This is a genomic window from bacterium, from assembly GCA_036524115.1.
Taxonomy (GTDB): Bacteria; JAUVQV01; JAUVQV01; order JAUVQV01; family DATDCY01; genus DATDCY01.
In genome coordinates this window covers 1-23,506 of the sequence record DATDCY010000048.1, presented here as the reverse complement: position 1 = coordinate 23,506, position 23,506 = coordinate 1, and the positions used below count along the sequence as shown (strand labels likewise).

Here is a 23,506-nt window from a genome sequence, read left to right as displayed (position 1 = left end):
CCGGCGGCGGGGAGCGGGCGCGCCTCGCGCGCGAGGCGCTCGCGCACGCCGAGCGCTGCTTCGTGGGCACGATCCACTCCTTCTGCGCGCGCCTGCTGCGCGAGCGGCCGCTCGAGGCCGGCGTCGACGTCGCCTTCCAGGAGATCGACGAGGACGCGGACGCCCTGCTGCGCGAGCGCGCCTGGCGCGAGTTCGTCGACCGCCTCTTCGAGGAGGGGGACCCGCGGGTGGCGCGCCTCAAGGACCTGGGCGTCGACCTGGCGGATCTCGAGGGGACGTTCAAGACCTTCGCGACGTACCCGGACGTCGAGGAGTGGCCCGCCGCGGAGATGCGGCTCGGCGACCTCGTCCCCGCTCGCCAGGAACTCGAGCGCTACCTCGGACGGATGCGGGCGCTGATCCCGTCGTTCCCGGAGGAGCGCGGCAGCGACAAGCTCATGGGGCGCTACGAGAAGATCGAGCGGCTCGCGCGCCACCGCAGCCTGGGCACGACGCTGCACCTGATGGAGATTCTCGAGGAGTTCGACTGCAAACACGGCGCCACCCAGTCCTGCTGGCCGGGCGGCGGGCGCGGCCCGGCGAAGGAGGAGATCCGGGTCTGGGAGAGCTTCCGGGAGCAGATCGCCGGCCCCTTCGTCGCCCGCTGGCGCCAGGCGCGATACGCCGCGGTCATCCCGCTGCTGCGCTCCGCCGCGGCGCACTACGACCGGATGCGCGCCGAATCAAGGGTGCTCAACTTCCAGGACCTGCTGCTCGGCGCGGCGCGGCTGCTGCGCGAGCGCCCGGGGGTCCGCAGGTGGTTCCGCGAGCGCGTCTCGCACCTGCTCGTGGACGAGTTCCAGGACACGGACCCGCTGCAGGCCGAGGTCGTCCTGCTGCTGACGGCGGACGACCCGGCGCAGGCCGACTGGCGCGCCTGCCGCCCGGTCCCCGGCTCGCTCTGCGTCGTCGGCGACCCGAAGCAGTCCATCTACCGCTTCCGCCGCGCCGACATCGTGACCTACCAGCAGGTCAAGGCGCTGATCGTCGCGGCCGGCGGCGCGGTGGTCGAGCTGGACGCCAGCTTCCGGACGCTCCCGGAGCTGATCGCCTGGGGCAACGGCGTCTTCGCGCCGCCGTCCGGCTTCCCCGCGGCGGAGGACCGCTACTCGCCTGCCGCGCACCCGCTCGTCCCCGGACGTCCGCACGCGGTCGCGGCGCCAGGGGCGCTCGCCGGCGTGCGCACGATCACCACGCCGGAGGACTGCTCGACGAACGAGACCTGCGCCGGGCACGACGCGGAGCGCATCGCGCGCTTCATCCGCCACGCGCTCGATCAGGGCCTGCCGGTGCCCCGCACTGCGCGCGAGATCGCGGCGGGCGTGCCCGCGGCGGCGACCCCGGGCGACTTCCTGATCGTGGCGTGGCGGCGCGAGCGGCTGGCGCGTTACGCGGCCGCGCTGCAGGAACTGGGCATCCCGCACCTGGTCAGCGGCGGCAGCGCGTGGGGCGAGGTGGAGGAGCTCGGGCTGCTGGCCGCCCTGCTGCGCGCGCTGGTCGAGCCGGAGAACGCGGTGGCGCTCGCCGGCGTGCTGCGCGGCGGTCTCTTCGGCTTCTCCGACGTGGAGCTGTACGACCTCAAGCGGGCCGCGGGGGTGTTCCGGTACACGGCCGCGCTGCCCGCCGGCCTCGACGGGCTGCTGCGCGCGCGCTTCCAGGCGGCCTGCGACCTGCTCGGCCGCTGCGCGGCGCGGCTGCGCGTGCTCCCGCCGGTCGCGGCACTCGAGCGGATCGCCGACGAGACGGGCCTTGCCCTGCGGGCGCTCGCGGCGCCGGGCGGCGACGGCCGGGCCGGGAGCATCGCCAAGGCCTTCGCCGTGCTGCGGGCGCAGGCCGGGGAGACCGGCTCGCCCGCGGCCCTCGCGGACCTGCTCGAGCAGCTCATCGCGGACGCGGCGCCCTTCGACGGGCTGCCCGCCCGCGCCGCCGGGCCGTCGGTGGTGCGGGTGATGAACCTGCACAAGGTCAAGGGGCTCGAGGCGCCCGTGGTCTTCCTGGCCGACCCGGGGGGGCGGCCGCGGGCGACGCCGTGCATCCACGTCGATCGCTCCGGGGGGCGCACCACGGGTTACCTCGTCGTCGCCCGCGCCGCGGGTCCGTACGGGAGGAAGGTTCTCGCGCAGCCGCACGGGTGGGAGGCGCTGGCCGAGGAGGAGGGACGGTTCGCCGCGGCGGAGCACGCGCGCCTGCGCTACGTGGCGGCGACGCGCGCGGGATCGCTGCTGATCGTCACGCGCCGCGCCGGCAAGAAGAAGGCCGACAGCCCCTGGGAGCCCTTCTCCGCGTGGCTTCCTCCCGAGGCGGAGCTGCAGGACCCGGGGCCGCAGCGCGCCCCGGCGACGGGCGCCGCGGCGCTGACCGAGGCCGAGGAAGCCGCGGCTCAGGCGGCCATCGCGGGGCGCTGGGACGCCGCGCAGGGCCCGACGTACGCCGTGCGCGCCGCGAAGGATGTTGCGCTGGACGCCGCCGCGCTGCACCGCCCGCCCCGCGCTGGGGAACACGGCACCGAGTGGGGCACGGTGATTCATCTGCTGCTCGAGACGGCGCTGCGCGAGCCGGAGGCCGGCGCCGCGCGCCTCCTGGACGTCGCCCGCGCCGCGCTCGAGGAGCAGGGGCTCGATATCGGGCGCGCCGCCGAGGCGCTCGCGGTGGTGAACGCCGTGCGCGGCTCCGAGATCTGGGGCCGCGCCGCCGCGGCCGGGCGCACGCTCGTCGAGGCGCCGTTCACCATCTGCCTGCCGGCGGGCGATCCGCGGACCGGCGGCGCGCCGGTCCCGACGCTCGTGCGCGGCGTGGTCGACCTCGCGTTCCGCGAGCCGGCCGGCTGGGTCATCGTCGACTGGAAGACCGACGCCGCGAGGACCGACGCCGAGGTCGCCGAGCGGGCGCGCCATTACGCCCCGCAGGTGCGGCTCTACGCGGACATCTGGGCGCAGATCACGGGCGAGCCGGTGGCGGAGGCGGGGCTGTACTTTACGGCGTCAACGAGGTATAAGCCTATCTGACAAGCGTCCGCGGATTTCGAGGGGTTTGCAGGCGGGCGCGCGCGTCATTACGTTGTCGATTGTGGGGGGGGCCGAAAGGCCATCGGGAACGTCCGTGTCCGGTCTGAGCTTCTTCGTGAGGGAGGGGACCATGAAGAAACTGATGTTCGCGGCACCATTCCTGTTGTCACTCGTCATCGCGCAGGGAGCCTTCGGGGCGAACATCTACGTGTCCCCGACGGGCACCGGCACCGGCACCGTGGGCGATCCGGCGGGTCTGCAGGCCGCCCTCGACACCGCCAAGGCGAACGCCGAGGCTGACACCCTCTACCTGCAGGCGGGCACGTACGCGGCCGACACGGGCTTCGCCTACGCCGTCAGCGGGACCGATGTCACCGCCCTGACGATCAGCGGCGGCTGGGACGCGGTGTACGCGCTCCAGACCGCGGACCCGTCGCTCAGCGCGATCGACGGCCAGCAGCTGCGGCGAGCGTTGCTGCTCGAGGGGGATGGCGCGGGCGTGAACCTCACCGTCACGCTGGCGAACCTGACGGTCAGGAACGGCTTCACGAACGCGTACGCCGCCCTCCCCGGCGACACCGGCTACGGCGCCGGCGTCTACGTGCGGCTGCTCAACGGCGCGAGCGTCAAGCTCGTCGTCAGCGGCTGCGAGCTGCGGGACAACAAGGCGACCGACGCCAGCTCGGCCGGCGGCGGCATCTACACCACGGGCGACTTCGAGCTGCACGACAGCGTCTTCGTCGGCAACCAGTCGGCGTACGGCGGCGGGGCGGTGTACAGCGGCTTCACCGCGCCCTACACGCTGGCTACCGCGCCGCAGATCGACGGGTGTCTCTTCGAGGCGAACCTCTCCGCTCCCCCGTACGGGGCCCATCTGTTCACGACGGTGTCGCCGCTGATCACGGACTCGACGTTCAAGGGGCGGGCGGACGGCGGCTCGTCGGGCGGGGCCGGTGTCTTCGCGACTCTGGACGCTCACCCAGTGTTCGAACGGTGCAGGTTCGTGGGCAACGTGGCCGACGGCTGGGGCGGCGCCATCTACCTCTGGGATGCACCCGCGGACGTCATCGGCTGCCTCTTCACGAACAACATCGCCGGCTACGGGCCCGACGGCAGCGGCGGGACCGGCGCCGGTGGCGCGATCGCGTCCGACTGTCCCAACCTCAACACACCGCACTTGACGAACATCGTCAACAGCACGTTCGTCGGGAACTGGACCTACGGGACCACGCCGGGGTCGGGGGGCGCCGTGTACAACAGGATGGAGGCGATGAGCATCGCCAATTCCATCTTCTGGGACAACGGCTATTTCCGCGTCTCAACGGGCTATCCCTACAAGGGCGGCGCCTACGCCCTCTACAACGCCGGGCCGGGGGCCGGGACCATCAGCTACAGCGGCTTTCAGGGATCGCTGGGCTCCACGAACTTCGCCGACGGCGGCGGCAACATCCCGCTCGGTCAGCCGGGGCCCGCTTTTGCCGACGCGGACTTCCGGCTGCCCGGCTCCTCACCGTTCATCGACGCGGGGAGCAACGCCGCGCTCCCGGCGGGGTACGACGAGGACTTCGACGGGAGCCCGCGGATCTTCGCGGTCGGCGACCTGGAGGACCGGGTCGTCGACATCGGCTGGGACGAGTACGTCGACGGTTCGCTCCAGGTCACGGATCCGGCGGCGGGGACCGCCTGGTTCAACGACGGCACCGCTCCGACGATCTCGTGGACCTGTTCCAACGTCGGCGGCAGCGTCCGGCTGGCGCTCTGGAAGGGCGACCTCCTCACCGGGAGCGAGATCGCGGAGATCGCCGCGTCGGTGCCCTGCTCCGACCAGACGTACGCCGGCTACGTCCCGCCCGCGGACCTCGCGGACGCGACCGACTACGCCGTCACCATCAGCTCGCTGTACTACCCGATGATCAAGGGTTCCTCCGCGCCGCTCGCGACCAACCACATCCGCCTGACCTCGCCGAACGGGGGGCAGGGACTCGTGCAGGGGTCGACGTACCACATCACCTGGCAGAGCGGCAACCTCGCGGGCGCGACGATCCGGATCGACCTCTACAACGGGGCGACCCTCGCGCGCACCATCACCGCCGCGGCGCCGAACACGGGAACCTACTCGTGGAAGGTGCCGCTGACGCAGGCGCCCGGGACGACGTACCGCGTCAAGGTCTCGACGACCGCACCCGTCGCGGCCGAGGACCTCGGCGACGCGGACATCAGGATCCTCCCCGCGGTGACGCTCACCGCGCCCAACGGGGGGCAGAGGATCAAGCGGGGGACGACGTACAAGATCACCTGGACGTACAAGAACAACCCCGGCACCTACGTGCGGCTCGATCTGTTCAGGGGCGGCGTCCTGAGCCGGAACATCGTCGTCAGGACGTCCAAGGGCACGTTCGGCAAGGGTTTCTACTTCTGGACTGTTCCCGCGACGCAGATGACCGGCACGAACTACACGATCCGCGTCCGGAGCACCGCCTACACGAACTGCTTCGACTTCAGCAACGCGAAGTTCTCCATCACCAGGTAACGGCAGGATTCCCAGGCGCGCCGGCCCCGCGGACGGCGCGCCTGGTCATTCCTTTTGCTCCGTCCTCCGTATTCCTGATCGAGGGCGCCGCCGAACGGCGCCGAAGTGGCGCACGCCCCGGGCGTGCCGGCCTGCTGCCGCGGCTGCGCGGTGCCGGTAGAAATATCCGGGAGTCAGCCTGGATTCCCAGTATACAATTGGCGCGGACCGGCGTCGGCGTCCTGCCGGCGACCCGGGTCCGGATGTCCACCGTCAGGTGGGGGGAAGGGCGCCGATGGGCTGGACGGGAAGGGGGTTCCCATGCGTTCGCTGAGGATCGTGCTGACAAGCGTGACATTGGCGGCGGCACTCGTGGCCCCGGGAATGGCGGCGACCATCTACGTCTCGCCGGACGGCACGGGCGACGGCACCACACCCGGGGCGCCGGCCAGCCTGCAGGCGGCGCTCGACATCGCCAAGGGCAACGGGCAGGACGACGCGCTGCTGCTGCGGCAGGGGACGTACGAGGGGACGACCTTCACCTACGACGTGACGGGGGATGCCGCGGACGCCGACGCCGGCCTCACCCTCTTCGGCGGATACGCCACCGACTTCCTGAGGTACGATCCGGACCCCGCGCTCACCGTGCTCAGCGGCGGGGGCGCGCGGCGGGTGCTGTCGATCGACGCGCGCCGCCAGGGCCGCGTCGTGGACGTCGAGCTGGTGTTCCTCACCGTCAGCGATGGCTTCTCGGCGGACGGCGATGGCGGAGGCGTCCTCGGCCTGTCAGGCGTCTCCGCTGGACAGCACGGGGCCATCACCCTCTTGACGTACGAGTGCCTGTTCCTCCGCAACCACGTGCACGGCACGTCCGCGCAGCTCTCCGGCGGGGCCGTCTTCCTCGAGGGATCCATCAGCACCGAGAACACCGACTTCATCGACAACCAGGCCAACCGTTCCGCCGCCGTCCACGCGCAGATCTACGACTGGGGCACGCCGGCGCTGCACGACCACGCCCTGCCGGCGAGCTTCACCTGGGGAATCTTCCGGAACAACACCGCAGACGGCGCGAACGGGCCGGTCGTGATGACCGTCGCCGGCGGCGCGCTGACGATGCAGAACATCGACGTCGAGAACACGACCGGGCTCAGCTCCGGGGTGACCGAGACCATCCTCGCGATCGAAGGGCCCGTCAAGATCGACAATTGCCGGTTCCGCGGCAACATCGTGGACAAATGGGCGAGCGCCATCGACCTGCTCGGCGCGCCCGCCCAGATCACGAACACCCTGTTCGATGGCAACTGGGCCGGCCAGGGCGGCGTGGAGGGGGGAGGTCTCATCACCGGCTGGAACTACGACTACGCGGGCGGCGTGACGCCGGCGGAGCACATCTCGGTCGTCAACTGCACGTTCGTCAACAACAAGGGGCTCGTGCAGGGCGCGAACCGCTCCTACAGCATCCTCGACCTGCAGTCCCCGCAGACGGCGACCTTCGACAACTGCATCTTCGAGGGCAACGACATCCCGGCCGTGGCCCCCCGGGGGAGCACGTACGTCATCAACTACAGCGACATCGACGGGGGCTGGGCCGCCAACAACTTCACCAGCGGCGCCTCGGTCGTCGACGTGGATCCGCACTTCCAGGCGGGCGACACGGACTACAAGCTGAACTTCGACTCGCCGCTGATCGACGCGGGGAACAACGACGCGGTGCCGGCCTGGATGCTGTACGACTTCAAAGGGGCGCTGCGGATCTTCGCCAGCGCGATCGACCGGCAGAACCCGCGCGTCGACATGGGCTGGGACGAGTACGTGGACTACACGCTCGAGCTGACGGCGCCGGCGTGGGCGGCCGTCTGGCGCAACGACGGCACGGCGAAATCCATCACGTGGTACTGCAACAACATCGGCGGCGACGTGAACGTCGGCCTCTGGGAAGGCAGTTTTGGCCCCGGGCCGCTGGCGGAAGAGTTCACCTCCGCCCTCTGCACGCAGGAGGGCGGCCTTGGAACAGGCTGCCTCGTCCGGCGCAAGGTCCTGGACATCGCCACCGTCCCCTGCGCCGACCAGGAAGCCTCCTGGATCATCCCCGCGGACCTGCAGCCGTTAGGCTCCTACGGCATCGTGATCACGCCCGTCTTCTACCCGACGGTCGAGCGGGTGGCGGCGGTCACCATCCAGCAGATCCTGACGCTGACGGCGCCGAACGGCGGCCAGAGCGTCATCCAGGGCTCGACGCGCCAGATCACCTGGTCGGGGAGCAAGGACCTCGCGGGGGCGACGGTCAGGATCCAGCTCTACAAGGGGGCGGCGCTGGTGCGCACGATCGCCACGGCGGCGCCGAACACGGGGAGCTTCTACTGGAAGGTCGGCTACGCGGCGGCGCCGGGCAGCGACTACCGGATCAGGGTTTCGACGGCGACCCCGTTCGTCGCCGCCGACTCGAGCGACGCGCCGTTCACCATCGCGCCGGCGCTGACGCTGACCGCGCCCAACGGCGGGCAGTTCTGGAAGCGGGGACGAACCTACACGGTGGCGTGGACCTACCGGTACAGCCCCGGCAGCGCCGTACGGCTCGACCTCTACAAGGCGGGGGTCCTCAACCGGACCATAGCCGCGAGCGTCCCGATCGGCGCGGCGGGGAGGGGCTCGTACGCCTGGACGATCCCGGCGGCGCAGGTGCCGGCGGGGGGGTACACGGTCCGCGTGCGCAGCACGGCGAACCCGAACTGCTTCGACGTGAGCAACAAGGCGTTCACGATCACGAGGTGACGGGTCGCGCGCGATTGTTGACCGCGTTCCCCGGAGTATCTAGAGTGTAACCGGTTACCGTCTGGGTTGAGGAGGAGGGACGCATGAAGCGCTTCGCACTGGCATCGGTCGTTTCGATCTGCGCGCTGCTCGTACTCGCGGGCGGCGCCCTCGCCGCCGACACGATGTACATGACGGCGACGGCGGCCAAGCAGGGCCAGATCAGGGGCAGCGTGACGCTCAAGGGCCTGGAGGGCTGGATGAGGGTGCTCGATCTCGACCACAACGTCATCAGCCCCCGGGACCCGGTAAGCGGCCTGCCGACCGGGCGGACGCAGCACAAGCCGCTGGTCGTCAAGATCCCGCTGGACAAGTCGGGCCCCATGTTCATCAACGCCCTCGTCACCAACGAGAACCTCCTGAGCGTCGAGATCGCGTTCTACCGGGAGATGCTGAGAAACGGCGTCATGGTCCCCACCAGGGTCGGCTCCATCATGCTCACGAACGCGAACGTGGCGAGCGAGACCACCGTGAACCCGGACGACAAGAACCCGGCCGGCAGCGCCGCACTCGAGCTGGCGCTCACCTACCAGAAGATCCAGTGGACGTTCGGCGGCATCACCGCCATGGACGACTGGATGGCGCCGATCGCGACCCAGCCGTAGGCGCGGTGAGCGAAGCGGTGTCGAACCCCGGATCCGGAGCGCCGGGCCGCCGCCTCGGCCTGGCGGCCGCCGCACTCGCGGCCTCGCTCGTCCTGGTGGCTCTGCCGACGCGGGCGGGCGCCGCGGACGGCAAGCTCGTGAGCGAGTGCATCAAGCGCGTGGCCTCCTCCAGCATGGTGATGGGCGCCAACGCCGAGATCATTGGGGTGATCGCCTGCGCCGGCATATCGCCGTCGGGCAGCGGCGAGCCCGGGGGCAAGGAGTTCGACGAGAAGGTGCGGCGGATCAGCAAGTGCATCTCGAAGGTGTCCTTCTTCAGTGACGCGCGCGGCGACGCGGCCGACGCCCTCGGCGCGGTCGCCTGCGTCGGCGTCGTCGACCCCGACGAGACGGTCGCCTGCATGCGGGAGGTGAAGCACTCCTTCTCCTACGCCCGGGACGACGTCGCCGACCTGCTGGCCGCGAGGGCCTGCGCCAACGCCAATCCGGCGAAGGAGACGGCCGCCTGCATCAAGCAGGTCGCCTTCAGGCTCGAGGCTCACGGGCTGGCGGCCGAGACCCTCGCGGTGCAGGCCTGCGGGAAGTGACGGGGCCCGCGCCGCGACGACCCCCTCCCTCAGCGGCCTACTGGTACTTCTGCAGCAGGAGGTCCCACCCCTGACCGGGGACCGAGGTCCGGCCCGACACGTAGATGCTCCCGTCCTGGCCGACCGCGACGCCAAGGCCCACGTCCGAGCCGCTCGCATCGCCGTTGTAGATCGTCTGCCAGCGCAGCCCGCCCCACGGTGAGTATCTGCGGAGGATGAGGTTGTCCGATTCCAGGGCCGTCCCCACTTTGCCGGTGACGTAGACCGTGCCGTCCGGGCCGACCGCCACGCCGTCTCCCCGGTCGAGGCGGCTCTCGCCGTCGAGGGCCTTCGTCCAGAGCAGCTTCCCGCCCTTCGAGTACTTCTGGAAGAGCAGGTCCGTTTGCCGCGTGGCGCTGTAGGTGTCGCCCGTGACGTAGACGCTGCCGTCGCGGCCGGCGGCGACGCCCATGCCTCCGAGGAAGAAGTCGCTTCTCGGCCCGCCGTACAGCGTGACCCACTGGCGGACGCCGGAGGGCGCGTACTTGAGCAGTACCAGCCGCGCCGCGGGGCCCGGGACCTCCGTAGACCCGGTCACGTAGACGCTGCCGTCGGGGGCGACGGCGACTCCGTGGCCCTCGTCGTAACCGCTGCCCGTCCCGTTGTAGAACGTGGTCCAGAGGGGAGCACCTTGCGCGGAGTACTTCCGGAGGATGATGTCATCACCGCGCGCGAAGCCGGCATAGGCGATCCCGGTGACATAAACGCCGGTGCCATCCGGCGCCACCGCGACGTCCCAGCCCTGGGCGTCGGAGGCGCCGCGGTACGTCCTGGACCAAAGCAGTGTGCCGGCGGAAGAGTACTTCCGGAGGAGCAGGAACTGTCGGTGCTCCGCGTCCCACGTCTGGCCGGCGACATAGACGTTGCCCCAGCGGTCCACCGCCAGGCCCCGCGCCCAGTCCTCGTCGCGGTCGTCGGCGCCGTCGTACGTCCTCGTCCAGAGGGGCGCGCCGTCCGCCGAGTACTTCCTCAGGAACAGATTGCCGTCGTACCACTCGCCCGTGCGGCCGGCGACGTACACGCTGCCGTCGGGGCCGACACCCACGGCGGCGCCGTAATCCTCCGTGTTCCCGCCGTCATACGTCCTGGTCCAGACGAGCGCCTGTGCGCGGGCGTGCCGCGGTGCACCCGCCGTCGCCAGCAGGAGCAGCGCCGGGGCAAGCAGCGCGGTGCAGCGGCGGCGAGAGCTCGATGCCATCATCGGTGACCCCTCCCTGTCATAGGCAAGACGCGAGACGTACGCCCAATTCGGCGCCGTGGATGGCGGAAGCATACGCGCCGCAGCTCGCGCCGGCAACCGGCGCCCGCGCTCAGGGCGCGACCCTGAGGTAGGCCGAGCCGAGGAACCGCCCCCAGGGCTTGAGCGGGCCCCTGAGGGTCAGAGCGACCCGCGTGCCGGCGCGCAGCCAGGGCAGCAGCGGCCGGGCGGGGAAGTGCAGGTTCATCTCGGGGCGGCCGTCGCGGTCGACGTCGGTGATGACCGCGCCTCGTGCGGCGATGCGGCGCACCGGCCGCGACAGCACGCGCTTGCCGATTGCGGTGATCGCCGCGGCCGCCGGGTCGATGTTACGCGCGGTGAAGCCGTCCGGCAGTTCGATGCGCGCCCGCAGCGAGATCGGGGGCGCGACCAGGCGCAGCGAGGCGGGCGCGAGGCCGATCGTCGCGCCCGCGGCGCCCGCGTTGACCGCGACGCCCACGCCATCGGGCCCGCTCGCGACGCTGCCGTCGTCGACGACGAGCGTCAACGCATAGCTGCCGGTCCGGTCCGCCGTGAACGACGGCGAAGGCGCGGCGGGGTCGTCGAGGGCCGCCGCGCTTCCGGCCGGCCGGGCGGTGAAGGCCCAGGCGAACGAGAGCGGGTCGCCGTCGACGTCGCTGCTGGCGGTCCCGTCGAGGCGCACGCGCTCTCCGAGGCGGGCCGCGCGGTCGGGGCCGGCGTCGGCTACGGGCGCGGAGTTCGTGCAGTCCAGGGCGACGCTGTCCGGCTCGCTCGCGAGCAAGCCGTCGTTCACGACCAGCTCGACGACGAACCTCCCGCACCGGTCCACAAGGAGCGAGGCGTGCTCGGAGCCGGCGCCGTCGAGGGGGGCGGCGCTCCCGTCGGGACGCTCGACGACCGTCCACGCGAATGTCAGCGGATCCCCGTCGGCGTCGTCACTGGCGCCTCCGTCGAGCTGGACGAGGTCCCCGGGGCGAACCGTGCGGTCTTCGCCGGCGTCCGCCCTCGGCCGCGAGTTGACGGTGCTCACCGCGACGGTGTCGGGGGCGCTCTCCGTCAGCCCGTCGCCGACGGTGAGCGCGACGGCGTAGTCGCCCGGCACGTCGGGAACCAGCGCGGCCGCGACACTGCCGGCTCCCGCGATGGACGCGGCGCTGCCGGCCGGACGGGACGCCAAAGCCCAGCGGAACACGAGGGCGTCGCCGTCCGGATCGTAGCTCCCGGTGGCGTCGAGCGCCGCCGCTTCGCCGACGTGGCAGGTGAGATCCGGTCCCGCGCTCGCGACGGGCGGCCGGTTCGCGTCCGCGACAGTGACCTCGACCTCGTCGGCGCCGCTCGTGAGCCGACCGTCCGAGACGGTGAGCGCGAACACGAGGCGGCCGCCGTCCCGACCGACTTCGGGTGTGGCGAAGACCGGCCGCGCCGTGAAGGCCCCGTGCAGCACGACGGCCGGACCCGCGGTCTGAACCCAGTTCCAGGCGAGCGCATCGTTGTCCGGGTCCGCGCTTGCCGTCCCATTGAGCTGGACCCAGTCGCGCTCGAGCGCCGAGAGGTCGCTGCCGGCGTCGGCCACCGGCTCCCGGTTCGGCGCCAGGACCTCGAATGTGACTTCGGCGCCGGCGAGCGTGAGCGGCGGCACGCCGCCCCCCGGTCCGCCGACTACCGTGATGGACAGCGTCCACTCCCCCGGAGGGAGGGCGCCGGTTGGTACGTCGAGATCGAAGATGTCCAGCCCGTTGGAGAGCGCGCACGGCCGGGCGAACGCCTCCCGCGTCGAGCGCCCGTCCGAGAGCCATCCCTTGATGGCGACGTCATCGAGGGACTTGGTTGACTGAAGCGCGAGCGTGAGTGTCGCGTCCTGGCCGGGGAGGAGGCTGGCGGGGTCGAGCCGCGCTTCCATCACACGGACGAGCCAGCCGGTGACCTCGACGGGCACGGTGAGGCTCTCGCCGAGGAACTCGACGACCAGGGAATAGGTGCCGCTCAGGACGAACCGCGGGATCCCGACGGGGACGGACACGAGTCCCGGCCCCGGAAGGTCCCGCACCGATGATCCCCATGGCGTCGCGATTTCCAGGAGGCCCGCCGCGGTGGTCTCGACAGAAAGCTGGATGGTCTCGCCAAGGTAGTAGCGGTCGCGGTCGGTCCAGGCCGACAGGTTCGTTCCCGCGCGGCGCAGCGGGAGCAGGTTCATTGCGAGGGCGCGGCCCGACTCGGCGTAGAGGCCATAGAAGACCTGGTCCCCCGCGGCAAAGTCCACGGGGAAGTCCACGCGCACCTCGAGCGCCGCAGCAGTGAAGTCTTCCCAGACGGTGTGGGTCGTGTTGCGGTCCGGGTCCGCCGGCAGGATGCGCACCTCGTGCAGGATCGGCGACGTGTCCGGCGCCGGCGAGGCCAAGAGCGCCCGGTACTGGAGAAAGCGGTCGTCGCGGACGGAGGCGACGGAGCCGGATGTTGCCGCCGCCCATTCCGTCCAGGACGCGTCCGGCGTCGCCGTCGAGCCAGTGCGCGTTTCCAGGGCGAGCGAGCACCCGGAAGGAATCGTCGCGTCCCAGGCGACCACGACGTTCGCGGTGTCGACGAGATCGAGCGCGGACGAAGTGAGACTTCCCTCGGTCTGGCCGAAATCGAGCAGGACGAATCCCCATGGGGATGTGGCCAGGCCGACGGCCTCGGGCGGCGGTGTGACCACGATGTCGCGCGACTCGCGCCGCTCGGCATGGCCGACCATGACGCGGACGGGCGCGGGTCCGCCCTGCCTGTTCGTCACCTTCAACGTGATGCGCGCGGTGTCGCCGTCCCGATAGGTCGGGCGGTCGAGCGACGCGGTGAGCCCCACCCCCAAGGCGGGGATCGGCCAGGCGATGAAGCCGCGCGTCTGCAGGTGCCCGCTCCAGCCATCGGTGAGCGTGACCGTCGCCGGAATCGGGTCCGAGGTTGCGTCCGCGGCGACGGTGACGAGAAAGCGCGCGGTCGCCGTCGCCCCCGGTCCCACCGCGATGGTCATCTCCTCGTCGTGGTACTCGCCGCAGGTCAGGCGGATTCGCGCCTCGCCGCGCGTCAGGCCGGCATTGCCGACCTGGATCGCGATCTCTGTCGGCGCGCCGGCGGTCAGCTCGGGATCAATGGGCACATCCGTCAAGGTCAAGGTCGGGCGCAGCGCGAGCGGGGCGCTCGCGGACGCCGCCGGCGTGCCGTCGACCGTGAGCGCGGCGACCGCGGTGTAGTCGCCAGGCGGGACCTCCGCGATCGTCAATGCGAAGGCGACCTCGCGCTCCTCGCCCGCCGCCAGCGCGACCGGGACGCTGTCGGCGCTGAAGCCGGTCGCCAGGGACAGTTCGGCCGACAGGGGGTTCACGCCGTCGTTGCGCACCCGGATCGCGACCGGCAGCCGTCCCTCGGCGTCCAGGGCCGTCGCCACGGCCAGCCCGACGATGCGCGGGGCGCTCGCCTGCACGATCCGCACCGGCGCGGAAGCGGCGAGGTCCCGGCAGGATGCGCGCAGCGTGTACGCCCCCGGCCCAAGAGTCCCGAGGGCGATCTGCTCGCGCACCTCGGCGCCAGGCGCAAGCCAGACCTCGCGGCTCCAGGGGCCGCCCGCCGCCGTTCCGTCCGCATCGAGGACCAGGGACACCGCGGCGGTCGTCGCGAGGGAGCCGGCGTTGGCGAGCACGAGCGTGGCGGATGCCGGGCCTGCCGCCTGCCACTCGGCCGCCTCCAGCCGCAACGCGAGCGAGGGGCCGTAGCGGACGAGGCGCGAGACGGTGTCGGTCACGTCGCCGGAGAGGCTGGCGACGAACACGGTGTCCCGGGTCACGGTCGCCGTCCGCGCAAAGGCGCGCTGCTCGCCCGGCCCGAGCGTGAACGCGTCCTGCCCGCCGGCGAAGTCCAGCGCGAGGTCGACGGGCACGGGGCCGGCGTTGGCCACGAGGGCGGAGAGCGGGAACGGCTCGTCGCCGGCGACCGCGGGGCCGACGACGTCGATGGTCGCCGCGGGTTGCACGACGCGGATTCGCAGGTCGGCGGTCGCGAGCCCGGCGGCGGCGTGCAGGACCGTGTCCTGCAAGGCCGACGTGTCGAACGCCAGCGCGGCCGCCGCCCCGGGGGCGAGGGAGATGGTCTGCGCGAAGAGCTCGACGCCGCCGCTGGAAACGCGCACGAGCAGGTCTTGCAGGGCGCTCTCCCCGGTGTTCTCGACGTCGACGGCGACGGGAATGGTCTCGCCCGGGCGCCACGCGTCGCGCGACGCGCTGATCGACAGCAGGACCCGGTCGGCTTGAACGGTGAAGCGCGCGGTGTCCGCAGCGAGGGTCTGGCCCGCGGCATTCGAGACACGTCCCACGAGCAGCAGGCTGCCCGCGGCGTCCAGCGGCTCGACCGGGACCGGGAGCTCGACCGTGCCTCCGGGTGCCACGGCCACCGGAAGCGTCGTGCTCCAGTGGACCTTGCCGCCGGCAGCCATCGCGACCGGTCGCGGCCCGAGAACGACGGTCAGGTCGTCGTCGAGCGGTCCGATGTCCAGCGTCGGCCGGGAGCCGGCGTCGATGCAGGCGGAGCCGGGGAGGAGGTGCAGATCGCCGCCGCCAAGATCGGCGAAGAGCGGATCGGCCGCAAGGTTGCCGTCGGCACCGGCGGGGTCCGATCCGCCCTCGACGTCGCGGGCGTTCGCGAAGAAGTCCGAGTGGTGGATGGCGGCGACGCGGGGGCCGCCGCCGAGAACGAGCACGCCGGCGCGCGCCGAAGAGTGGACGATGCCGTCCCGGAAGACGACGTCGTCCGCGGCTTGCAGGTTCTCCTCGAGGAAGCCGACATCGTTGCCCGCCAGCAGGTTGTTGGCGAGGGTCACCGCCTCGAGCGTGTGGCCGCCGGGCGCCGGCGCGGGAGGGCGCAGCGCGATGCCGGCGACGCTCTCGCGCACCACGTTGCGCTCGATGCTCAGCGCGCTCGCGGTGGCGTTGACGGCGATGCCCGATTCGAGCCAGGTCCGGTCGCCGTCGACCCGCTCCAGGACATTCCGGGCCACGGTGGCGCGCTCGGTGGCGTGCCAGAGCACGATGCCGTTGTTGCCGGACGTGTCGTTGAGCGTGCCAAGGTCCGCCAGCCGATTGTTCTCGATTCTGACGTCGCGGTGAGGGCCGCCGGAGCCCCCCCAGAGGTGGATGCCGCTGGCGTCGCCCGCCCATCCCGAGAGCGCGTTGTCGGAGAGGTCCGCCGAGACCGTCGTCTCCCAGAGGTGGATGCCGCCGGCATCCCCCGACAGGCCCGAGAGCCGGTTGCCCCGCACCTCGATCGCCTCCGTCGGCGTCCAGGTGTGCACGCCGTTGCAGCCGCCGGTCATGCCGTCGAAGCGGTTGCCGAGGACCGCCAGCATGCGGGACGGCACGCTCCCGCCCCAGAAGTGCACGCCGTTGCAGCCGCCGGCCAGCGCGGAGAAGACGTTGCCCTGGACCGTGACCCGCTCGGCCACGTCCAGCGCGATGACGCCGTTGTTGCTCGATCCCGTGAGGCTGCTGAAGGAGTTCTCGTGGATCATCACGTCGGCGGCGGGCCCGAAGAACTGCACCCCCGCGCGGCCGGCCGAGTAGCCGGCGATACGGTTGCGGCCGATGAGCACGCGGGAGGCGGAGAGCTGGAAGACGATCCCCTGTCCGCGCGGGGAGGCGGTGCGGGCGCCGCCGTCCAGCCGGCAGTCGGAGACGCGCACGTCGCTGGCGTCCTCCGGGTAGACGACGTTGCCGTTGCGCACCGCGACGTGGTCGACGGTGGAACCCGATGTGCCGAGGATGTCGGCGTCCGCGATCACGGCGGCCGGCTCGCCGCCGACCACCTCGCCCTGCAGGATCGTCCCCGCGCGCAGCATGACGCCCGCGGGGTAGGTCCCCGCCAGGAGGAGGACGCGGGCGCCCGCCGGGGCGGCGTCGACGCCGCGTTGCGGCGTGGCGAAGGGGCGCTCCGCGGTGCCGTCCCCGAGCGCGTCGTCGCCCGCCGGCGAGACGACGACCGTGTCGCCGTAGACGACCGTTTCCACGACACCGGCGCCGACGACGGACAGTTCGAGCGAGGTCCCCGCGAGGGCGGTCGCGCCGCCGTTGCTCACAGTCGCCATGGCCGCCACGGGCTCCGCCCGGGCATACACTGCGCGGCCGGGGGCCACCGCGAGACTCGCCGAGAGGCCGCGGACGAAGACGTAATCGCGGCGCGGGAACGAGAGCCCGGAGACCGCGTCGCGCGCGTCGATCGAGAGGGTGTAGGTTCCGGTGGCCAGGCCCTCCGGGATCGCCAGATCGAGGTCGGCGTCGGCGGCAGCCACGAGCCTGATCGTGCCCCCGGCCTGTGCGAGCGGCACCGCGAGGGGGTCGTCGGGGTCGATCCCCACCGCGAAGAGCCGCAGCGACCAGGCGAAGGTGCCGGTGTTGTGCGCGGTGTTGACGGCGGTGACGTTCAGCAGCCCGCCCGCCGCAGCCTCCGCAGGCGGCGGAAGATAGTCGAGGCGCGCCGGCGGCACGACGACCCGGGAGGTGACCGTCGCCTCGTCGCTCGCGTGGAGGCTGGCAGTGACCGTGTGGCTGCCGAGTGGCGTCGACTCGGTCACGGGCGCCGCGAAGTCGCGGACGATTGCGGCGCCCGGCGCGAGCGTGACGGGTTCCTCCGCCGCGGGAAGCAGACCGGTGGCCTCGAGCCCGAGCGTCCCCGAGATTGCGAAGTCCCCGGCGTTCGTCGCCGAGACGCCGAGGGCGAGGGTGTCTCCGTCGCCGACCGTTTCGGGCGTCGCGGTCAGCGTCAGCCGCACGTCGTTCCTGAGGGCGCGCGCAGCGGCGAACCGTCCGCCGGGCACCTCGGCCAGGTAGCGCAGCCGCACGTCCCCGAAGGGCAAATCGGGGACCACGACGCTCAAGGAGACCGTCGCCTCGGCGCCGGCGGCGAGGGCGGGGAGTTCCGCGCCGGCCGACCAGAGCGTCGCGTTGCGCGAATCGGCGATCCGCGCCGTGAGGGTCCCTGCGGCGGTCGCGAAGGCGCCGCCGTTCCGGACGACGAACTCCAGCGTGGACGGCTGCGCGGGGTCCCACGGCTGCGGCAGCCGGGGCTCGATCGTCAGTTGCAGCGGCGGTTGCTCGAGGAGGAGGGTGCCCTGACCGACGATGGTGGCACCGGCCCGGACCTCCGCCAGCAGGCGCGCGAAACCGGGCTCGCCGTCCGTTGTCAGGATGGTCGCCGTGAACGTGGCCGCACCTGCGGCGGGGAGGGAGACGGTCCGCGTTTCCGTCCAGAGTTCGCCGTTCGACGCGCTGAGGAGGCGCAGCACGACATCCGCGTCGAAGGAGCGCGGCGCCGCCGTCGCCACGCGGACGTCGAGCGGGAACGGCACGCCCGGCCGCAGCAGGGGCGCGCCGCCGGTGAGCGCGACGTCCGCGCTCCTGGTGAACGGCTCGAAGCCCTTCATCGCGGAGGCCGCGGCGCGCTGCTGGAAGTCGGCGGGCGGGAAGGTCGCCGTCGACGGGAACAGCCCGTAGACGAGCGTGAATGGGTACTCGAAGAGGACGGGGTACTCCACGGGGAACGTGGACTCGCCGCCCGCCGGCACGCTCACGCCCGTGGTCCAGAGCAGCGGCCCCTGGCCGAGGTGGACCCAGGTGACGCCGATCGCGCCGGCGTACTCCTGCGCCGTCTCGTTGCGGACGTGGACGGTCGCCGCGGCCACGCCCCCGACGGGGACGAGGTCGGCGGGAGCCGTCACCCAGAGCCGCAGGCCCTCTGGAGGCGGCGTGGGCGTTTCCTGCGTCCCGAACACCGCGAAGAAGGCCGCGTTGGCGCTCGTCTGGCGCGCGACGCCCCCGCCGTCGAGGAGCCGGTAGCCGACCGGGTACACGCCGGCGGTCTCCGGCGCCGTCAGGGTGAGGGGCACCGCGGCGGACGCCCCCTGCGCCAGCGGCGTCTCGACGACTTCCGGGGCAAGCGGCGATCGGTCGGGCGTGAGCGGCTCGAGGGAGACGCCGGCGGCGTCGGCCCACGCGCCGTTGACGACCGGGACGCTGAGTGCGACCGCGTCGCCGGGGAGGAACTCGGGAATCGGTGTCGGCCAAGCCAGACCCGCCGTCACCAGGTCGCGGACGAGGGCCCGCTCCATGGGGCTCGACTGCCACGCGCCGTACCCCCAGTCGGGGTAGAGGGTCGCAACGTAGACCTTGCCGCTCCCGAATGGGTACACGATCATGGCGGGCTGGCCGTTGCTGGTGCGCTCGAGAAGGACGGTCGCGTCGTCCGGCCAGCGCGTGAGGTAGCCGTCCGCGCCGGCGTCGATGACGTTCGCCGTCTGCCCCGCCAGCGAAGCGTCGCGCCCCGCGATCCGGGCCGCCGCGCCGAAGCAGGCCTGGTCCTCGCTCCAGCCGAAGCCGGCGACCTGCCCGCCGGGCAGCGCAGCCAGCTCCGCCCCGCGCTGCGGCGTGAAGGCGATGAGCACGCCGCCGCCGTCGACGAAGCGGGCGAGCTTCTCGCGGAAGGAGGGGAGGCGATCGAGGCTGGTCAGGCCGCCGGAGCCGACGACGAGCACCTTGAGCGACTCGATGCCGGCGCTGCTGCCGTTGAGGATGCGCAGGTCCGGCGCCACGGGCGCCGTCGCGATGCCGTAGCGCCCCAGCAGGTGGCCGATCCCCGCGCCCCACCCGTTGAGCAGGACACCCACGGGCGCGGCGGTGTCGATGGGCCACGGCGTCGGGTAGCGGCTGTTCGTGACGCTCTGGGTGTCGTCGGGGTGGTCGTTGATCGGCGTGCCGCCGGCGGTGACCGCCGTGTCGAAGACCGAGGTCAGGGCGATCGTGGCGGCGGCGCTGGCAGTGAGGAAGGTCTCGAGTCCCGTCACGGCGTCTTCGCTGCACGAGACGGCGAGCGACGCCCCGGTCGGAACCCACGCCGTGCCCGGCGAGGGCAATGCGAACGGCGTCCCGTCCAGGGCGGGCGCGTTCGTGCCCCAGCCGGGGGCGGCATTGGCAAACGCGCCGATGGTGGCCTCGGTCCCCGCCGGGAGGCTCAGGTTCCGGACCTCGATGGCGTGCGCCACCGGGTGGCCGGGCGCGCACTGGCCAAAGGGCGGGGTGCCGCGCACGGCGATGCCGCCGATCCGAAACGAGTGATTGCGGTCGGTGTCCGGGAAGGAGGCGTCCTCTTCGATGTTTCGCCAGAAGCCACTCGGGAGGCGCCCCGCTCGCGTGGACGGGTCGGGGTCGAGCGCGCTGGCGACGGGCTCGACGTGGTTCGAGAGGTCCTGGGCGGTGACGAACAGGGTGATTGGGCCGTCGGGTAGTCCGGCGAGATCGACCGCGGGGAGCATGACGCGCGGCTCGCCTTCGGGGAACGCGGCCGTCGGCGGACCGCGATCGGACGCGAGGCCGGTGCCGAGCACGAGGGACGGGGCGTCCGTGCCGAGGGCGACGGTGACATCGCGGACCGGTTCGCTGAAACGCAGGTCGATGCGCACGGGCAGGCGCATGGCGGGGGCGCTGGGGCCCTCCTTGAGCGCCCGGCTGGCGTGATCAAGAAGGGCCGGACCTCCGAGCGCCACCCACGTGCGGTCGCAGATCACCTCGTCGCCGGCGGGGTCGATGGCGCCGTCCCCGTTCTGGTCCTGCTCGATGCGCACGCGGGAAAGGTGCGGGGGCGGATTGACGAAGTCCCAGAGGTACTTCAGGTAGCCGGCGGCGTACTCGATCGTCCGCGGAATGAGCGGATGGGCCTGGTCCCGCGAGACGCCGAGCCCGGGGACGCCGGCCCAGAGCTGGGCGAGGGAGTGGCCGCCGGTGTTCGGCACCCAGGCGCTGCCGTTCCAGACGTTGCCGGGGACGATGCGCTCCTGGTTGAACTGGAAGTAGAAGTGGCCGTGGTCGTCGCCGGGAAGGCCGGGGGCCGGGCCCCACCGGTCGGTTTCGTTGCGGATGGGGTCGTTGCCAGCCTCGTAGCAGTCTGCCCCTTCGATGCACCAGTGCTCTTTGATGCCGAAGGCGGCATCCGGCGGGATGTACCAGACGTATTCCGCGGACGGAAACAAGCCGGCCAGGTCGCCCGACACCGGGTGCGCCTCGTCGCGCTCGAGCGCGCCCGAGATGCGCGCGGCGCGGAAAGTCTCGAGGCCGAGGGTCTCCATCGCGGACGGCAGGGACGTCACGGGTTCGGAGGCGCTGGAAGTCTGAAGCAGGGGACGGTTGTTCTTGCACCACTTCTCGAAACCGTTGGCATTGATCCAGGCGACGTTGGGATGGAAATCGGCGAAGAGGTGCGGGACCGAGCCCATGTCCTCGAGGACGTGCACGGAGCGGCCGAAGTCGAAGAAAGCGTCCTTCTCCCGGCCGTCGGCGAAGTGCATGACCGCCTCGTCGAAGAGATCCGGCCCGTACACGGTTGCATTGAACGTTCCTCCCACCGGGGCCCAAGGCTTCCAGAAGTGATTGAGATAGGGGAACCAGTTGTACTTCTGGAAGGTGTCGTCCTCGTCGATTGTTCCCTGGGTGCCGATCTTGCAGAGATGGGACTTCGGGAAGAGGGCGTCGGGGTCGTAGCCGGGGACGTCGTCGGGCGACCGGTTGAAGTAGCGGTCCAGCGGCCAATAGGCTGACATGTCGTCCGGCGCGCTGCTCTTGAGAGCATCGTCGCTTATCCCGAATGGGTGCACGAACTTGTTGTCGTGGGCATGTCCAAGGACCGTCGAACTTCCGACGGTCACCACCGCAATCGCAGATACTACCGCGGCGCGCATTCAGTAGGTCTTCCTGAACTCTGACATGAGGAACTCATGTGTCTTGAACGCGCGAGACGCGAAACTTCCATCGTGTCCGTCGCTGGGATATCTCTTGGATAGCCGTTCGAGTTCGGCCATGATCTCGTCGATATTGTAGCGAATGCTGTACCTGTCCCTCATCGTCTTGTAGAAGTCGGGGCCACAGTTGTCCACGGCATAGGCAAATTCATTGACGTCTTCCGGCCGCGAATACTTGTCCTCCAGCGACATGATCGGCAGCTTGAGCTTGAGCACGCCGTGCTCCACCGTCCCGAGCCGATACGGCTTCTTCCGGTCGCTCGGCACGTAGACATGATGGTCGAGGAACTCGTACAGGGGGTGTGTGACCATCAGGCCCTGGAAGTCGAAGGTCCCCAAGACCGCCGTCACGTTCTTGCGGGGGATGCGGAACCTGCCCTCCTCGTCGGTGAAGGTGCCGTAGCCGAACCCGCCGCTCGTGGTGTCGACCAGCAGCAGGTTCGGGTGGGTGAAGGCAAAGTTCACATGCACCATCGCCTTGCTCACGGGCTTGCCCGTCTTCGCGTCGACGAGCACGCCCTCGATCGGCTTGGTGGTCTGGAAGCGGACGATGTAGATTGCGGCGTAGACCAGGAACAGGACTTTGGCGATCCGAAGGAGAACCCTGCCAGCCTTCATGCCGCGCCGCTCCCGTGGAGGACCGTCGGGGCGACGAGCGGACCGCCCCTCGTGCGGAGCCACGTTTACCCGGGGTGGATCGGCCGCCGGGACCGCCGGGGCTCCGCGGGGCGTTCGGATTACTTATCCGACCCGCCGGTCGATGTCAACCGCGCCCCGCACCTTTACTTGCGGCTTCGCCTCTCCTACCATCAACGCGGCACTCAGGATGTCGCGCGGCACGGTCCGCAGCCGGCGGCGAACCTCACCGCACCGGGGGGGCACACGACATGAAGAAGCTCGCCGTCGTCTTCTCACTGGCGCTCGCGCTGCTGGGCGCGCCGCAAGCCGGCGCGGCGCAGGAACTCCGCGACTACCTCGGCCCGTTCCTCGATCTCGGCGCCTCCGTCCGCTCGCAGGTGTTCCGCGTCCACTCGCCCGATGGCCCCTACGGCGAGTTCGCGTCGTCGCGGCTCATGCCGACGCTGACCATCGGGTCGCCGATGCTCACCTGGGGCACGGGCGGCAGGTACGGGCTCAACCTGATCCTGAACGCCACGGCCTTCTCGATGGACGAGCAGACGCCGCCCGACGGCGACTGGCTCTTCGGCGACACGGAGGACGTCGGGACATCGGTCGACGGCTACGCCTCCTACCTCGTCCCGACGCTCAACTGGATCGGCGAGAACCAGCGCGGCGGCTACGTCGACCAGACCCGGGCCGGCCTGGGGCTCGGAATCGGCTACCTGCGCGCCCGCGGCGACATCCTGCTCAACCGCGCGGAGCACGGGTCAGGGAAGACGGTGGTCGAGAACCCCGAGCGTCGCCGCATCGAGATCGACGACGCGCTGCCGGCGTTCTCGCTCTTCATGGAGGCGCGGCGCGGCCCCTGGACGCTCGCGTTCAGCATCGCGGGGCCCGTCGAGTTCAAGAGCTACGAGACCGACTACCTCGATTTCGCGCTCTCGCTGAGCTACTCCTGGTACCGCTCGCTCAAGGTGCGCGAGGCGCGGGCGGCGACCGTGCCCGCCACGCCGGCGGAGCCGGCCGCGCCCGCCGCGGCGGGGCCCTAGGAGGGCTTGATCTCCCCTCGCAAGACCGTCTACAGTCGCCCCGCACACTCGGCGATGGGAGGATGTCGATGAACGTCGTTTTCGCGCGCGATTGCCGGCCTGCCCGGGCCCTGGCCCTGGTTGCCCTCGTTCCCCTGCTCCTCGCGGCGCCGGCCCCCCTGCGCGCCGACGGCCCCTCGCGGCCCGCCACCGACAAGGAGGAGGGCTTCCACGCGCGC

At 71.6% G+C, this 23,506-nt stretch carries 9 protein-coding genes; 6 read left to right on the top strand and 3 right to left on the bottom strand.

The annotated features are described in order from the left end of the window. The 5 genes from VI078_02330 to VI078_02310 all read left to right on the top strand — a co-directional run. The coding region (locus VI078_02330) for a UvrD-helicase domain-containing protein (GenBank protein ID HEY5998123.1) at window positions 1-3,044 on the top strand (3,044 nt) is incomplete at its 5' end. Window positions 3,045-3,174: 130 nt separating this feature from the next. Further along, on the top strand, window positions 3,175-5,574 hold the full coding sequence (locus VI078_02325; protein HEY5998122.1) for a Ser-Thr-rich GPI-anchored membrane family protein: 2,400 nt from the start codon (window positions 3,175-3,177) through the stop codon (window positions 5,572-5,574). Window positions 5,575-5,874: 300 nt separating this feature from the next. Further along, window positions 5,875-8,325 carry a Ser-Thr-rich GPI-anchored membrane family protein gene (locus VI078_02320; GenBank protein HEY5998121.1) on the top strand — a complete coding sequence of 817 codons (2,451 nt, stop codon included), beginning with the start codon at window positions 5,875-5,877 and terminating at the stop codon, window positions 8,323-8,325. Window positions 8,326-8,408: 83 nt separating this feature from the next. Further along, window positions 8,409-8,969 carry a type VI secretion system tube protein TssD gene (gene tssD / locus VI078_02315; protein ID HEY5998120.1) on the top strand — a complete coding sequence of 187 codons (561 nt, stop codon included), beginning with the start codon at window positions 8,409-8,411 and terminating at the stop codon, window positions 8,967-8,969. Between the two features lie 5 nt (window positions 8,970-8,974). Continuing rightward, entirely contained in the window at window positions 8,975-9,556 is a 582-nt protein-coding gene (locus VI078_02310) for a hypothetical protein (protein HEY5998119.1), read from the top strand. Between the two features lie 37 nt (window positions 9,557-9,593). On the opposite strand, the gene VI078_02305 is transcribed toward VI078_02310, so the two are convergent. The 3 genes from VI078_02305 to VI078_02295 all read right to left on the bottom strand — a co-directional run bounded on the left by VI078_02305 (window position 9,594) and on the right by VI078_02295 (window position 22,236). After that, window positions 9,594-10,796, bottom strand: a complete 1,203-nt coding sequence (locus VI078_02305) for an SBBP repeat-containing protein (protein HEY5998118.1) — start codon at window positions 10,794-10,796, stop codon at window positions 9,594-9,596. Between the two features lie 109 nt (window positions 10,797-10,905). Next, window positions 10,906-21,420: a PKD domain-containing protein gene (locus VI078_02300; protein HEY5998117.1), complete on the bottom strand. Its 10,515-nt coding sequence runs from the start codon at window positions 21,418-21,420 to the stop codon at window positions 10,906-10,908. Window positions 21,421-21,558: 138 nt separating this feature from the next. Further along, window positions 21,559-22,236 carry a carboxypeptidase-like regulatory domain-containing protein gene (locus VI078_02295; protein HEY5998116.1) on the bottom strand — a complete coding sequence of 226 codons (678 nt, stop codon included), beginning with the start codon at window positions 22,234-22,236 and terminating at the stop codon, window positions 21,559-21,561. A 269-nt stretch (window positions 22,237-22,505) separates the two neighbouring features. Between VI078_02295 and VI078_02290 the strand changes: the two genes are divergently transcribed. Next, window positions 22,506-23,288: a hypothetical protein gene (locus tag VI078_02290; GenBank protein ID HEY5998115.1), complete on the top strand. Its 783-nt coding sequence runs from the start codon at window positions 22,506-22,508 to the stop codon at window positions 23,286-23,288. Window positions 23,289-23,506: the final 218 nt, after the last annotated feature.